We start from the raw sequence: 14,272 nt of genomic DNA, 5'->3' as shown, positions 1-14,272 counted from the left end.
CCGCCGGCCGCTGCGGCAACACGTCACTCGGCCACCGGCGTCAGTCGGCAGTGGGGTCCTCGCCCCGGTCCAGCGCGTCCCACGCCTCGGTGGTCCGCCGCCCCGCCAACGGCGTCGGCGGCCCGGCCGGGTCGCTCTGCGCCGACGCGGCCTCCGGAGCGGTCCGCGCCGGACGTTCGTACCGGGCACCCATCGCCGGCCACTCGCCACCACGCATCGCCGTCCACCAGCCGCCCACGGCGGCCAACAGGCCGCCGAGCAGGCAGAGCGCCGGCCACTGCCGGCTCACCGCGCCGCCCACGTCGGCCACCAGCCCGTACCCGCCGCCGGCCGCCACGGCCAGCCCGAGCAGGCCGAGCAGCACCCCGAGCACCCGACGCAGGCGGCCCCGGGTGGCCAGCACCGCGCCACCCCCGGCCAACGTCACCAGGGCCAACGCCGGCAACCAGGGCAGCATGCTCGCACCGCTGCGGGTGTCACGCACCGGCGGCAGCGGCGCCGGACGTACCGTCAGCTCGACCGACCAGCTGCGCGTCGCGGCCCACAGCGCCAGGCCGGCGCCGGCCAGGCAGAGCAGCACGGCGTACGTCAACGCGCGCCGGCCGTTCACCGTGCCGGCCGGAGGGTTTCGGCGGCCGCGATCGCTGCCAGCACGGCCGCGGCCTTGTTGCGCGTCTCCTGGTCCTCGGCGGCCGGGTCCGAGTCGGCGACGACCCCCGCCCCGGCCTGGACGTAGGCGCGGCCGTCGCGGATGAGCGCGGTCCGGATGGCGATCGCCATGTCCAGGTCGCCGCCGAAGCCGAAGTAGCCGACGGTGCCGCCGTAGAGGCCACGCCGGACCGGCTCCAACTCCTCGATGATCTCCATGGCGCGCACCTTGGGCGCCCCGGAGAGCGTGCCGGCCGGGAAGGTCGCCGCCAGCGCGTCGAAGGCGCTCTGGTCGTCACGCAGCGTGCCGGTGACTGTGGAGACGATGTGCATGACGTGGCTGTACCGCTCGATCGTGGCGAACTCGGGCACCTCCACGCTGCCGGGCTGACAGACCCGACCCAGGTCGTTGCGGCCGAGGTCGACAAGCATCACGTGCTCGGCCCGTTCCTTCGGGTCGGCGAGCAGCTCGGCGGCGAGCGCGGCGTCGGCGGCGGGGGTGCCGCCCCGCGGCCGGGTGCCGGCGATCGGGTGCAACAACGCCCGGCGCCGCCCGTCCGCGGCCCCGGTGACCTTCAGGTGCGCCTCCGGGGACGAGCCGACGATGTCGAACCCGTCGAAGCGCAGCAGGTACATGTACGGGCTGGGGTTGCTGGTACGCAGCACCCGGTAGACGTCCAGCGGGTCGGCATGGGTCGTCCGCTCGAAACGTTGGGAGAGCACGATCTGGAAGCACTCACCGGCCCGGATCGCCTCCTTGGCCGCCTCCACCGCCTTCGGGTAGCCACCGTCGGGCGTACGGCACTGCACCTCGCCGGCTGGCGGACGCTCGACCGTGGAGATCATCGGCGGGATGGGCCGGGACAGCGCCGAGGTCATCGCGTCCAACCGGCCCACCGCGTGGTGGTAGGCGGCGGCGACCTGCGGGGCGCGGTCCGGGGCGTCCAACGGCGGCAGCACCGCGTTGGCGACCAGGATCGCCGAGCCGTCGTAGTGGTCGAGCACCACCAGGTCGGTGGCGAGCATCATGCCCAGCTCCGGGACGCCGAGGTCGTCCTCGGTCAGCTCGGGCAACCGCTCGAAGCGCCGGATCAGGTCGTAGCCAAGGTAGCCGACCATGCCCCCGGTCAGCGGCGGCAGACCGTCGGACGGGTCCCCGACCGGGCCGGCCAGCGCGGCCACCGTCTCGCGCAGCATCCGCACCGGGTCGCCCTCGGTGCTCAGCCCGGCCGGCGGCTGACCCAGCCAGGTCGCCACCCCGTCGCGCTCGATCAGTGTCGCGCTGCTGCGGACGCCGATGAACGAGTAGCGCGACCAGGCCATGCCGGCCGAGCCGACGCCCTGCTCGGCCGATTCCAACAGGAACGTGCCCGGTCCACCGGCCAGCTTCCGGTAGACGCCGACCGGGGTCTCCGCGTCGGCCAGCAGTCGCCGGGTGACCGGCACCACCCGCCAGTCGGCGGCCAGCGCGGTGAAGGTGGCCAGGTCGGGGCTGAGGGTGCCGTCGGTCATTGGTGTGCCTCCGTCCCGGTGACGGGCAGCTCGGTGAAGAAGCACGTCCGGTGCCCGGTGTGGCAGGCCGCTCCGACCTGGTCAACGCTCACCAGCAGCGCGTCCCCGTCGCAGTCCAGGGCGACCGACCGCACGTACTGGTGGTGCCCGGAGGTGGCGCCCTTGACCCAGTATTCGCGGCGGCTGCGCGACCAGTAGGTGGCCCGGCCGGTGGTGAGGGTGCGGTGCAGCGCCTCGTCGTCCATCCAGGCGACCATCAGCACCTCACCGGAGTCGTGCGCGCGCACCACCGCGGCGACCAGACCGTCGGCGGTGCGGCGCAGCTGGGCCGCGATGGCCGGGTCGAGCCGGGACGGGCGCGCCGGCGCGGGCGCGGCCAGCTCGTTCGGATCGCTGGGTACGCCGGTCACCGGCGGGTCAGGTACGGGCACAGTCACCAATTCTCCCGCACGCGGCGCGGGCACCGCCGACCGCTCCCGCCGGGGCTGCGGCGGGGGCCCCGACAGCGGCGGAGGTCCGGACTGCGGCGGGGGCCCGGACTGCGGCGGAGGCCCGGCCGGCCGGGCCAGCTGGGCGACGTAGCGGTCCAGCCGGCCGTCGACCAGGGCGGCGGCCAGGTCCGCGCCGGCCGCATCGGCGATCTCTTCGGCGTACGGCCGGATCAGCGGCAGCGTGCCGGCGACCAGCCGTACGGCGGCGGCCCAGAGCTGCCCGGTGGCGCCCGGGCGCAGCCCGAGGCAGAGCAGCATGTCCGTCCGGTAGCCGGGTGGGGCCACCGGCAGTTCCAGGGCCGCCGCGAAGGCCGCCCGGCGGGAGTGGACCCGCACGGAGGGGTTGGCCGGCCGCAGCACCGAGGGACAGAGTCGCGCCAGGTCGGCGACGGCGAGCCGCACCCCGAGGCGGTCGCTGGCGGCGCGGGCGGCGGCGGCCTTACCCAGCGTGGCGATCATCTCTTCCAGTCGCGGTGGCTCGGCGGGCTGGCAGAGCACCGGCAGGTCGATCCGGGGCCGCCAGTGCGGGTCGGCCCAGAGCAGCCGCGCCGGCGCGGTGACCGGCAGCCCGAAGGCCCAGTCGGCCGGTTCGCCGAGTCGGTGCACCCAGGACCGGACGTCCCGGGCGGCCACCGAAACGTGAGTGACCTGGCCCGCGGACTCGGCCAGGTAGGCCCGGCGGGCAGCGTACGGGGCGCCGCCGACCAACACGTCGAGGTCGACGTCGCTGTGCGCGGTGGCGGCGCGGCGGGCGTGGCTGCCGCGCAACAGGATGCCGACGACCGGCCGCTCGGCGGCCTGCCGCAACCGCGCGGCCCAATCCTCAAGAAAACCGCTATCCGGTAACGGAGCGTGACCCACCGCGCCATCGTGCCGTACGTCCGATCGGCGCGCAATGCCCGTTGGCGGACTTCGTGTCCGGTCCGGAGCCTACTGCCCGTTCTCGCGCTCCGCGCGACGGTCGGCAGCCGGACACCGGTTCGGGCGTTGCGCCCGGCCCGGTATTTCATCTAGCGTTGAGTTCAACAGGTGATGAGTTTCTGTGGAGGTGCGTGATGGACGATGCGATAGCCGTCCGAGACCTGGTCGTGGACCGGGGTGGGCGGCGGGTGCTGGACGGCATCAGCTGCCGGGTCCCGCGCGGCGCGGTCACCGGGCTGCTCGGCCCCAGCGGCAGTGGCAAGACCACTTTCATGCGGGCGGTGGTCGGGGTGCAGCTGGTCAGTGGCGGGACGGTCACCGTGCTCGGTCAACCGGCGGGCACTCCCGCGCTGCGGCACCGGGTGGGCTACCTGACCCAGGCGCCGAGCGTCTACGCCGACCTGACCGTCCGGGAGAACGCCCGCTACTTCGCGGCCCTGTACGGGCGTGGGCGCGTCGAGGCCGACCGGGCGATCAGCGACGTCGGGCTGGCCGAGGCCGCCGGTCAACTGGTCGGCACCCTCTCCGGCGGTCAACGCAGCCGAGCCTCGCTGGCGTGTGCCCTGGTCGGGGAGCCGGAGCTGGTCATCCTCGACGAGCCGACAGTCGGCCAGGACCCGGTGCTGCGGGCCGACCTGTGGGCCCGGTTCCACGCGATGGCCGCCGCCGGCACCACCCTGCTGGTCTCCAGCCACGTGATGGACGAGGCGGCGCGCTGTGACCAACTGCTGCTGATCCGCCAGGGTCGGTTGATCGCCGACGACAGCCCGGCCGCGATCCGCGCCGCCGCCGGCGTGGATGACCTCGACGAGGCGTTCCTGCGGCTCATCCGGGCCGGCGAGACCGCCGCCACCAGCACCGACGCGACAGCTGCACGGGAGACAGCATGAACCCGCGAATCCTCGCCGCCACCACCGGCCGCATCCTGCGTCAACTCCGGCACGACCGGCGCACCATCGCGCTGCTCGTGGTGGTGCCGGCCGTCCTGCTCACCCTTGTCTACTTCATGTACGCCGACCAGCCGACCCCGCCCGGCCAGCCGACCACCTTCGACCGGATCGCGCTGGTGATGCTCGGCATCTTCCCCTTCGTGATCATGTTTCTGGTGACCAGCATCGCCATGCTGCGGGAACGCACCTCGGGCACGCTGGAACGGCTGCTCACCACACCGCTGGGCAAGCTCGATCTGCTCTTCGGGTACGGCATCGCGTTCGGGCTGGCCGCCGCCGTGCAGGCCGCCGTCGCCGCCGCGGTGGCGTACTGGATCTTCGATCTGGAGACCGCCGGCAGCATCGGGCTGGTGCTCGGGATCGCCGTGCTCGACGCCGTGCTCGGCGTCGCCCTCGGGCTGCTGTGCAGTGCCTTCGCGCGCACCGAGTTCCAGGCAGTACAGTTCCTGCCAGTCGTGGTGGTCCCCCAACTGCTGCTCTGCGGGCTGTTCGTGGCCCGCGACCAGATGGCCGGCTGGCTCCAGGCGCTCAGTGACGCCTTCCCCCTGTCGTACGCCATCGAGGCGTTGCAGGAGGTCGGCGCCCATGCCGAACCGACCGGCCGGATGTGGCGCGACGTCGCTGTGGTGTTCGGCGCGGTGGTGCTGGCGCTGGTGCTCGCGGCGGCCACCCTGCGCCGACGCAGCGGCTGACCGCCAGCGCCGGGGGCGGCGGCCAGCGCGGCAGCCGACCCCGGTGCGGGCCGGGCCGGCCCACGACGGGCCGAGGCGGACGAACGAAGGGCGGCGATGACGCGGCGGACCGGCCGGCGACCCGGCAACCCGGGCACCCGGGAGGCGATTCTCGACGCGGCGCGGACGGCGTTCGCCGAACGTGGCTACGACGCCGCCTCCATCCGGGGCATCGCCGGCACGGCGCAGGTCGACCCGGCGCTGGTGCACCACTACTTCGGCAGCAAGGACCAGCTCTTCCTGGCCGCCATGAACTTTCCGGTCGACCCCGGCCAGCTGGTGCCGAAGGTGCTCGCCGGCGACCGGGACGCCGTCGGTGAGCGGATGGTGCGCATCTTCCTCGGCGTCTGGGACTCTCCGACCGGCAGCGCCGCGCAGGCACTGCTGCGCTCGGCGGTGAGCAACGAGTGGACCGCTCGACTGCTGCGTGAGTTCGTCACCACCCAGGTGCTGCGCCGGGTGTTGGAGAACCTCGACGTCGATCCGGTCGAGCTACCGCTGCGGGGCTCATTGGTGGCCACCCAGATGATCGGCCTGGCCATGATGCGGCACGTGGTGCGCCTTGAGCCGGTCGCCTCGGCGGATCCGGAAACCCTGGTGGCCGCGATCGGCCCCACGATCCAGCGCTACCTCACCGGCCCCCTGCCGAGCTGACTCGGCGTTGAAGCCCGGTCAGCGTGGGGGCCGGGCGTCGGCAGTGAGTCGGAGCGGCGATAGTAGCCGGGGCAGCTCGGCCGGGTCGGCCACCGGGCCCGGGAAGGCCAGCCGGACCCGACGCCGGGCACCGGGTTGGCCGAGGGCCACCACCAGTCCGTAGCGGTCGATGCGCACCACCCGGGGCGGCCCGTCCGGCGTCTGCTCGGTCAAACCGAGCTGCCGGCGCAGATACTCCGTCACCTGGGCGCCGTGGCACTCGGCCAGGTCGGCGAGCAGGCGGGCCTCGACCGGGTGCACCGGGTCCGGCTCGGCCTCGGCGTACTCCACCGGGTCGATCCGCTGCACGACGCCGGCCCGCTCCCAGCGGACCTCGACCACCTCGAAGCGGAACAGCCGGAACCGGGTGCCCAGGTCGAGCAGGTCGCCGGTCGGCTCCACAGCGGCGAAGTCGACCGCCGCCTGGCGGGCCTCGTCGCCGCGCAGCTCGGCCGCCCAGCCGGACACCCAGGCGCGACCCAGGCCGGGCGCGCCGGCGGCGGGCGGCAGGTCGAGCACGTCGAGCACCACCGCCACGTCGCTGCCCCCGGCGGCCGGTTGCAGGGCGGCGGCCAGGTGGCTGGCCACCGGCACCAGCAGCAGCACCCGCCCGTCCGAGTCGGTGACATGCCGGGCGTGGTGCGGGCCCGGCCGGTGGGCCAGGTGCACGAGGCCGGGCAGGCGGCCGGCGACGAGGGTACGGACGATCTCGGCGGAGTTGGGCCGCATGGGCGCGACCTCCTTCAGAGGTTAGGCTTACCTAACCCGGAGCCTAGAGCACCCGCCCGTCGGCGTCCACCACACCGCGCACCTCACCGGGTCTGCTCCAACCAGGAGGCGTAGAGCAGGCCGTACACCGAGTCGGCGTCGCGGACCAGCTCGTCGTGCGGGCCGCGCTGCACCACCCGACCCCGGTCCACAACGATCACCTCGTCGGCGGCCTGCGCCGTGGAGAGCCGGTGTGCGATGGCCAGGGTGGTCCGACCACGGGTGACCGCGTCCAGCGTGCGTTGCAACCGCACCTCCGTCGCCGGGTCCACGGCGCTGGTCGCCTCGTCGAGCACCAGCAGGTCCGGATCGGCCACGTACGCGCGGGCCAACGCGACAAGCTGGCGCTCCCCGACGCTGAGCGCCTCGCCGCGCTCCCCGACCGGGGTGTTCAGGCCCGCCGGCAGGCCCTCCAGCCAGTCCGACAGGCCCAGCTCGGTGAAGGCGGCGCTCAACTGCTCGTCGGTCAGCTCCGGCCGGGCGAACCGGACGTTGTCCCCCACCGTCGCGTCGAAGAGGAACCCGTCCTGCGGCACCATCACCACGCGGGAGCGCAGCGAGTCGAACCGGACGTCGGTCAGCGGCACCCCGGACAGCAGCACCGCCCCGGCCGACGGGTCCATCAGCCGGGTCAGCAACTTGGCGAACGTGGTCTTGCCGCTGCCGGTCTCACCGACCACCGCCACCCGGCTCTTCGCCGGGATCTCCAGGTCGATGTCGTGCAGCACCGGCGGACCACCCGGATAGGCGAACCGCACACCGGAGAACCGGATGTCCAGTGGCCCGCCCGGCAGCTCCCGCCCCTGCTCCCCCGGGTCGGCCACGTCCGGGGCGACGTCCAGCACGTCCAGCACCCGACGCCAGCCGGCGATCGCGTTCTGCGCCTCGTTGAGCACCTCGGTGGCGATCTGCACCGGCTGGATGAAGAGCGTCACCAGGAACAGGAACGCGGTCAGCTGGCCGATCGACAGCGTGCCGTCGACCCCCAACAGCACGCCGAGCACCACCACGCCGGCCAGCGCCAACCCCGCCGCCAACTCCCCGACGGAGCTGCCCACGATGCTGATCCGGATCGCCCGCTGCTGCGCCAGCCGCTGCCGGTCGATCGCCTCGTCCAGCCGCCGCTCGGTGCGCCCGGCGATCCCGTACGCCCGGATCACCGGCGCGCCCACCACGCTCTCACCGATCGCGCCGAGCAACGTCCCGGTGCGTTGGCGCACCGTCGCGTACGCCGTGCCGAGGCGGCGTTGCAACTGCCGGATGACGAACACCGCCGGTGCGAACGCGGCCAACACCACAAGTGTCAACTGCCAGGAGTACGCCAGCATGACGGCGGTGGTGACCACCAGCTGACCGAGGTTGACCAGCAGGATCACCCCGCCCCACTGGAGGAACTGCGTGATCTGGTCGACGTCGCTGGTGACCCGCGAGACCAGCGAACCCCGCCGCTCCGACTGCTGGTGCAACATCGACAGGTCGTGCACGTGGCGGAACGCGCGCGTCCGCACGTTGGCCAGCGCCGTCTCGCTGACAGTGAACAGCCGGCGCATCATCAGGTAGCCGCAGATCGTGGTGACCGTCAGGATCGCCGCGGTGATCGCCACCACCGTCCAGACCACGTTCAGATTCAGACCACCGACGAGGCCCCGGTCGATGCCCTGCTGCACGGCGACCGGCACGGCGACCCGACCGACCATGTAGACCAACGCCAGGGCCAACGTGCCGGCCAGACCGATCCGCAGTTCCGGCGAGAGCGCCAGGCCCCGACGCAGGGTCTGCCAGGTCGTCTCCTGCCGGACCTCCTGCTCGTCACTAGTTTCGGTAGTCGCGCTCACCGGTCCACCTCGATTTCCAGGCCCGACGGCAGCGGCGCCACGTCGTCGCCGTACGAACTTTCCTGCGCCCGCTCCACCTCGGCCTGCTCGTAGGCGGTGACCAGGTCGACATAGCCGGGCACGGTGGCCAACAACTCGCTGTGGGTGCCCCGGGCGATCACCCGTCCCTGCTCCACGTAGATGACCTCGTCGGCGAGCGCGATGGTGGCCCGGCGGTACGCCACCACCAGGATCGACGCGGCCGGCACTCCCGCCTCCGTGGTCGACGACCGCAGCCCCGCCAGGATGGCCGCCTCCACTCGAGGATCGACAGCGCTGGTCGCGTCGTCGAGCACCAGCAGGCGCGGTCGACCGGCCAGCGCGCGGGCCAGGGTGAGCCGCTGACGCTGACCGCCGGAGAGCGAGGTGCCCCGCTCGCCGACCATGGTGTCCAGACCGTCGGGCAGCGCGGCGACGAAACCGTCCGCCTCGGCCAACCGCAGCGCCGCCCAGACCACCTCGTCGTCGACACCGGGCCGGTCGAGGGCGATGTTGGCGCGGACCGTGTCGTCGAAGATGAAGGGCACCTGGGCGACCAGGGCCACGGTGCCGGCCAACGACGCGGAGGTCAGCTCGCGCACGTCCACGCCGTCCAGGCTCACAGTGCCGGAGTCCGGGTCGACGAGGCGCACCGCCAGCGAGGTGATGGTGGACTTGCCGGCGCCGGTCGGCCCCACGAGGGCCACCGTCCGACCGGACGGCACGGTGAAGCCGACCTCGCCGAGGACCTGCGCGCCGGGCGGGTGCGCTTCGGCCGGCGGGTAGGAGTAGTGCACGTCGTTGAAGGTGAGGGTGGCCGGGCCGGCGCCGGCCGGGTCGAGCACCCGCTGCCCGTACGGCATCTCGCCGGTGGCGTCGAGCACCCGGCGCACCCGGTCCCAGCCGGCGACGCTGCGCGGCAGCTCGGCCAGCACCCAACCGATGGCCCGCACCGGGAACGCCAGCACTGTGAAGAGGAAGGCCACGCTGACCAGCTCGGTCACGCTGATCGCGCCCTGGCGCAGCCGAAACGCCCCGACCACCAGTACGGCGAGGGTGCCGAGGCTGGGCAGCGTCTCCAGCAGCGGGTCGAAGATGCCACGCAGCCGGCCGACAGCGATCAGCGAGTCGCGCAGCTCACCGGCGCGGCCCGCGAACCGGGCGGTCTCCTGGGCCTCGCGGCCCATCGTCTTGACCACCAGGGCCCCGTCGAAGCTCTCGTGGGCGATCCCGCTGACCTCGGCGCGAAGGCGCTGCGCCCGGGCCTGCCGGGGGGCCATCCGGCGGGAGTAGACGACGTTGAGCGCGAACAGCGCGGGGAAGACCGCGAGCCCGACCAGGGCGAGCGCCCAGTCGGTGGCGAAGAGCGACACGATCGCGCCGACCAGCATCACCAACGTTCCGACGGCGAACGGCAGCGGCGCGATCGGGTACCAGGCCGCCTCCACGTCGGAGTTGGCGTTGGACAGCAGGGTGCCGGTGGAGTTGCGGTGGTGCCAGGACAGCGGCAGCTCCAGGTACCGACGGGTCACCCGGCGGCGGTAGGAGGCCTGGAGGCGGTACTGCATGTAGCCGGCGCCGAGCCGGCGGCCGAAGATGCCCGCCACCCGCAGCACGCTGATCCCGAACAACGCTGCCGCGGCCAGCGCCAGGGTGCCGGCGCCCACCTCGCCGCGTTCGATGGCCGGGAGCGCCACCTCGCCGATGACCGACCCGACGACCCGTGCGCTGACAATGATCATCCCGCCGAAGAGCACGCTGCCGACGACCGCCACCGAGAAGATCCTCGGTTGCTCACGGATCGCCTGCCGCAGGACTCCCAGCCCTCGACTGAGAACGTCCCGACTTGTCTTGCTCGCCACGCTCTCCCCCGCCGTAAGCCGCAATTATCTCCCTCATCCTTACCGGTCGGGGCCAGTGCCGCCGACCCTGACTGGATATGTCGACCATCACGTACCGGACGGCGGCGTGCCGCAGGCGCCGACCCGCGTCCGCCGTCGCGCGCCGACGGGCCACCGGGCCTACGATCGGGCCATGCCGCGGTACGCCCGAGCCGAGCGCGAGGCGCTGGCCGATCTTCTACTGGCCCTCGGGCCGGACGCTCCGACCATCAACGAGGGCTGGGCGACCCGTGACCTCGCCGCGCATCTGGTGCTGCGGGAGCGCCGTCCGGACGCGGCGGGTGGGATCGTGTTGCCGCCGCTGCGCGGCTACGCCGAGCGGGTCCGTCTGCGACTCGCCGCACGGCCCTACCCCGAACTGGTGACACAGGTGCGCCGACCGCCGCTGTGGAGCCCGGTCAGCAACCCGCTGACCGACGAGTTGGCCAACACGATGGAGTTCTTCATCCATCACGAGGACGTCCGGCGGGCCGGCTCCGGGTGGCAGCCGCGCGATCTGTCCACCGGCCTGCAGAGCGCCCTCTGGAAACGGGCGGCCCCGATGGCCCGGCTGGCACTGCGTCGCTTTCCGGCGGACCTCTACGTGCAGGCGCCCGGTCACGGTGAGATCTCCCTCGGTCGCGGTGGTGAGCCACTGCGCCTGGTCGGCGCCCCGGCCGAGCTGGTGTTGTTCTTCTCCGGCCGGCAACGGGTGGCCCGGGTCCAACTGAACGGCTCGGCGGAGGCGGCTCGGCGGCTACGGGCCGCCAACCTCGGCATGTGACTATGTGTGCGTAAACGGTCACCGGATAGGTGTGGAATTTCCCACACCCAGCGAAACACGCTGATACCTCCTCCCGTACGCTTCACCGCGCCGCTCCGCGCCGGGCGGCACGGAGTGGGGGCACACTGTGCGGGACTTCGCGATTTCGGCGCTGCGGGAACCCCCGTTTCCCACGGGACGCCACGGGGCCACTGACCAGGTGGCGGGCGAGAGCATCGAGTGGGCGCGCACGTTCGGGCTGGTCGATTCCAGCCAACGAGTGCACCGCCTGGAACGGGCCGACGCCGCCGGACTGGCCGGCCGCGCCTGCCCGGACGGCTCGGTGGAGGGCCTGCGGCTGCTCACCGACCTGATCAGCTGGCTTTTCGTGATGGACGACGCCTGCGACGAGGACGGCCTCGGCGCCGATCCGGTCCGACTGGGCCCGGCGATCAGCACCCTGCTCGACGTGCTGGACCGCTGTGGTGACCCGTACGTCGTACCGCCCGCCGTCGGACCACTGGGCGACGCGTTGCACGACCTCTGCCGCCGGACCCGGCTGCACGATCACGCCGGACTGCTGCTGCGGTTCGTCAGCCAGATGCGCGAGTACCTGTTGGCGCTGCTCTGGGAGGCGGGCAACCGGGAACGTCGGCGCGTACCCGAGGTGGCGGAGTACGTGCAGCTGCGCCGGCACATCGGCGGCGTGCACCCCTGCCTCACACTGACCGACCTGGCGTCGACCCGGCCCTCCGGGCCAGCCCAGCGCGCCCACCCGGGGCTGGTCGCCCTGGACCTGCTGGCGGTGGACCTGGTCTGCTGGTGCAACGACCTCTTCTCCTACGGCAAGGAGAGCCAGGCCGACCCGGACGCGCACAACCTGGTCACTGTGATCGCCCAGGACAGCGACGCGGACGAGGTGACAGCGCTCCGGAGTGCGGCACACCGGTTCAACCAGGGGTTGGCGACGTACGTGGACGCGGAGGAGGCGCTGCGCGCCGCCGGCGACGACGCGATCCGCGACGCCCTGGCCGCCCGGCGCAACTGGGTCCGGGCCACCTACGACTGGTCAGTGGTGGCCGCCCGGTACGCCTGATCGGCCGTACCGGTTGGTGGGATGGGCCGGCCGGACGATCACCAGCACTAGCCGATGCACGGCGACAGGCAATACTCTTCGGTAACCATCATGACGTGACGACCGTCACGCCACCACCCCCGAAGGCGGCTACAGCGATGGCTCTCGATGTACCGTACCGCTCCATCCCGGACATGTTCCTCAAGCGCGTGGCGGCCACCCCCGACCGGTTCGCGTTCGCGTCCCCGAACCCCGACGACTCGGGGCCCGTCTGGCTGACCTGGGCGCAGGTCGGTCAGCGCGCCAAGGCGGTCGCCGCCGGCCTGCACGGTCTGGGCGTCGGCCAGGAGGACCCGGTCGCGATCCTCGCCAACACCCGGCTGGAATGGGTGATCGCCGACCTCGGCATCATGTGCGCCGGTGGCGCGACCACCACCGTCTACCCGACCACCGAGCCGGCCGACGCGACGTACATCATCGCTGACTCCGGGTCGAAGGTGCTGTTCGCGGAGAACCCGGCCCAGGCGGCGAAGATCGCCGGGGCGACACTGCCCGCGCTCACCCACGTGGTGCTCCTCGACGGCGCCGTCGATCCGAACGCGCCGATCGCGCAGTTGACGCTCGCCGACCTGGAGGAGCGCGGCACCCAGGCGCTGGCCGCCGAGCCGGAGCTGATCGACATGCTGGTGGCCGGCATCGGTCCGGACCACCTGGCCACCCTGATCTACACCTCCGGCACCACCGGCCAACCCAAGGGCGTCGAGCTGTTGCACGGCGGCTGGTGCTGGGAGGCCGTGGCGCAGGCGGAGGTCGGGCTGCTGCGCGACGACGACCTTCAGTACCTGTGGCTGCCGCTGGCCCACTCGTTCGGCAAGACCCTGCTCTGCGGCGCCATCCACGTCGGCCTGCCCACCTACGTCGACGGGCGGGTGGACAAGCTGGTCGACCTTCTCTCGGTCATCCGTCCGACGCTGATGTGCGGCGCTCCCCGGGTGTTCGAGAAGGTCTACAACAAGGCCGTCACCACCGCGCAGGGCGCTGGCGGTGCGAAGGCGAAGATCTTCGGCTGGGCCGTCGGCGTCGGCAAGGAGAAGGTCACCCTGGAGCAGGCCGGCAAGCCGGTGCCGGCCGGGCTGAAGCTGCGCTACGGGCTGGCCGAGAAGCTGGTGTTCAGCAAGCTCCAGGCCCGACTGGGCGGCCGGATGCGGGTGCTGGTGTCCGGTGCCGCGCCGCTCAGCCCGGAGATCGCCACCTTCTTCGCCGCCGCGAACCTGCCGATCTCCGAGGGCTACGGCCTGACCGAGACCAGCGCGGGCAACTTCGTCAACCCCCCGGCCGGGCTGCGGATCGGCACCGTGGGCCGGGCGATGGGCGACCTGGAGTGCAAGATCGACACCGACGGGGAGATCCTGGTGCGGGGTCGGCCGGTGATGCGCGGTTACCACAACCTGCCGGAGGAGACCGCCGCCTCGTTCACCGAGGACGGCTTCTTCCGTACCGGTGACATCGGCACCCTCGACGAGCAGGGCTACCTCCGCATCACCGACCGCAAGAAGGACCTGGTCAAGACCTCGGGCGGCAAGTACATCGCGCCGTCGCACATCGAGGGCATGTTCAAGGCCATCTGCCCGTACACCTCGCAGGCGGTCGTCGTCGGTCAGGCCCGCAACTTCTGCACGATGCTTGTCACCCTCGACCCGGACGCGATCCGGGGCTGGGTCGCCGGCGGTCCCCTCGAGGGGCGCAGCTACACCGAGATCGTCGCGTCGGCTGAGGCCCAGACGATGGTCGAGGAGTACGTCGCCCAGCTCAACGCCAAGCTCAACCGCTGGGAGACGATCAAGAAGGTGGCCATCCTGCCGCGCGACCTGACGATCGAGGACGGTGAGATCACCCCGTCGTTGAAGATCAAGCGGCGTGGGGTGGAGAGCAACTTCGCCGCCGAGATCGACAAGATGTACGCGGGCACCCTCGCCGAGCTCTGACG

12 protein-coding genes and 1 pseudogene are annotated in these 14,272 nt (G+C 72.6%); 6 read left to right on the top strand and 7 right to left on the bottom strand.

Features of this window, described 5'->3' with window-relative positions:
- Positions 1 to 40: 40 nt before the first annotated feature.
- The 4 genes and pseudogenes from NIE79_RS21040 to NIE79_RS21025 all read right to left on the bottom strand — a co-directional run.
- Positions 41 to 610 (bottom strand): Trp biosynthesis-associated membrane protein, encoded by a 570-nt coding sequence (locus NIE79_RS21040; protein ID WP_238680179.1) that lies wholly within the window; start codon positions 608 to 610, stop codon positions 41 to 43.
- The gene (locus NIE79_RS21035) at positions 607 to 2,160 is read right to left on the bottom strand and encodes an anthranilate synthase component I (protein ID WP_238680178.1); all 1,554 of its coding nucleotides are present in this window, start codon (positions 2,158 to 2,160) and stop codon (positions 607 to 609) included. Before NIE79_RS21035 ends, NIE79_RS21040 begins: the two co-directional genes overlap by 4 nt.
- Positions 2,157 to 2,591 carry a phosphoribosyl-AMP cyclohydrolase gene (gene hisI, locus NIE79_RS21030; RefSeq protein ID WP_238680273.1) on the bottom strand — a complete coding sequence of 145 codons (435 nt, stop codon included), beginning with the start codon at positions 2,589 to 2,591 and terminating at the stop codon, positions 2,157 to 2,159. The genes NIE79_RS21035 and hisI overlap by 4 nt, the downstream gene beginning before the upstream one ends.
- Positions 2,592 to 2,879: 288 nt before the next feature.
- Positions 2,880 to 3,110 (bottom strand): annotated as a pseudogene (locus NIE79_RS21025) (phosphoribosyl-AMP cyclohydrolase); the annotation flags it as partial.
- Between the two features lie 596 nt (positions 3,111 to 3,706).
- Between NIE79_RS21025 and NIE79_RS21020 the strand changes: the two are divergent.
- From NIE79_RS21020 to NIE79_RS21010, 3 genes are all read left to right on the top strand, one after another.
- Complete coding sequence (locus NIE79_RS21020; RefSeq protein ID WP_238680177.1) at positions 3,707 to 4,462, top strand: ABC transporter ATP-binding protein; 756 nt, start codon at positions 3,707 to 3,709, stop codon at positions 4,460 to 4,462.
- Complete coding sequence (locus tag NIE79_RS21015; protein ID WP_238680176.1) at positions 4,459 to 5,214, top strand: ABC transporter permease; 756 nt, start codon at positions 4,459 to 4,461, stop codon at positions 5,212 to 5,214. The genes NIE79_RS21020 and NIE79_RS21015 overlap by 4 nt, the downstream gene beginning before the upstream one ends.
- A 96-nt stretch (positions 5,215 to 5,310) precedes the next feature.
- Positions 5,311 to 5,907, top strand: a complete 597-nt coding sequence (locus tag NIE79_RS21010) for a TetR/AcrR family transcriptional regulator (protein WP_238680175.1) — start codon at positions 5,311 to 5,313, stop codon at positions 5,905 to 5,907.
- A gap of 18 nt (positions 5,908 to 5,925) precedes the next feature.
- Here NIE79_RS21010 and NIE79_RS21005 read toward each other — a convergent pair whose 3' ends face one another.
- The 3 genes from NIE79_RS21005 to NIE79_RS20995 all read right to left on the bottom strand — a co-directional run bounded on the left by NIE79_RS21005 (position 5,926) and on the right by NIE79_RS20995 (position 10,429).
- On the bottom strand, positions 5,926 to 6,675 hold the full coding sequence (locus NIE79_RS21005; RefSeq protein WP_238680174.1) for a DUF2470 domain-containing protein: 750 nt from the start codon (positions 6,673 to 6,675) through the stop codon (positions 5,926 to 5,928).
- An 83-nt stretch (positions 6,676 to 6,758) separates the two neighbouring features.
- Entirely contained in the window at positions 6,759 to 8,549 is a 1,791-nt protein-coding gene (locus tag NIE79_RS21000) for an ABC transporter ATP-binding protein (RefSeq protein ID WP_238680173.1), read from the bottom strand.
- Positions 8,546 to 10,429, bottom strand: a complete 1,884-nt coding sequence (locus NIE79_RS20995) for an ABC transporter ATP-binding protein (protein ID WP_238680172.1) — start codon at positions 10,427 to 10,429, stop codon at positions 8,546 to 8,548. The genes NIE79_RS21000 and NIE79_RS20995 overlap by 4 nt, the downstream gene beginning before the upstream one ends.
- Before the next feature lie 172 nt (positions 10,430 to 10,601).
- On the opposite strand from NIE79_RS20995, the gene NIE79_RS20990 reads away from it, so the two are divergent.
- The 3 genes from NIE79_RS20990 to NIE79_RS20980 all read left to right on the top strand — a co-directional run bounded on the left by NIE79_RS20990 (position 10,602) and on the right by NIE79_RS20980 (position 14,270).
- The gene (locus tag NIE79_RS20990) at positions 10,602 to 11,231 is read left to right on the top strand and encodes a TIGR03085 family metal-binding protein (RefSeq protein ID WP_238680171.1); all 630 of its coding nucleotides are present in this window, start codon (positions 10,602 to 10,604) and stop codon (positions 11,229 to 11,231) included.
- Between the two features lie 199 nt (positions 11,232 to 11,430).
- Positions 11,431 to 12,306: a terpene synthase family protein gene (locus tag NIE79_RS20985; protein ID WP_238680170.1), complete on the top strand. Its 876-nt coding sequence runs from the start codon at positions 11,431 to 11,433 to the stop codon at positions 12,304 to 12,306.
- A 137-nt stretch (positions 12,307 to 12,443) separates the two neighbouring features.
- The gene (locus NIE79_RS20980; RefSeq protein WP_238680169.1) at positions 12,444 to 14,270 is read left to right on the top strand and encodes an AMP-dependent synthetase/ligase; all 1,827 of its coding nucleotides are present in this window, start codon (positions 12,444 to 12,446) and stop codon (positions 14,268 to 14,270) included.
- The last annotated feature ends 2 nt before the right edge of the window (positions 14,271 to 14,272 follow it).

The organism is Micromonospora trifolii (assembly GCF_022229005.1).
In the GTDB taxonomy this organism is placed as follows: Bacteria; Actinomycetota; Actinomycetes; order Mycobacteriales; family Micromonosporaceae; genus Micromonospora; species Micromonospora trifolii.
This window is presented reverse-complemented; position numbering and strand designations above follow the sequence as displayed.

Excerpts from the sequence above, each read along its gene's own strand:
- NIE79_RS21005 (WP_238680174.1), bottom strand. The coding sequence starts at position 6,675 with ATGCGGCCCAACTCCGCCGAGATCGTCCGTACCCTCGTCGCCGGCCGC.
- NIE79_RS20980 (WP_238680169.1), top strand. The coding sequence starts at position 12,444 with ATGGCTCTCGATGTACCGTACCGCTCCATCCCGGACATGTTCCTCAAG.
- NIE79_RS21035 (WP_238680178.1), bottom strand. The coding sequence starts at position 2,160 with ATGACCGACGGCACCCTCAGCCCCGACCTGGCCACCTTCACCGCGCTG.
- NIE79_RS21015 (WP_238680176.1), top strand. The coding sequence starts at position 4,459 with ATGAACCCGCGAATCCTCGCCGCCACCACCGGCCGCATCCTGCGTCAA.
- NIE79_RS21010 (WP_238680175.1), top strand. The coding sequence starts at position 5,311 with ATGACGCGGCGGACCGGCCGGCGACCCGGCAACCCGGGCACCCGGGAG.
- NIE79_RS20990 (WP_238680171.1), top strand. The coding sequence starts at position 10,602 with ATGCCGCGGTACGCCCGAGCCGAGCGCGAGGCGCTGGCCGATCTTCTA.
- NIE79_RS21020 (WP_238680177.1), top strand. The coding sequence starts at position 3,707 with ATGGACGATGCGATAGCCGTCCGAGACCTGGTCGTGGACCGGGGTGGG.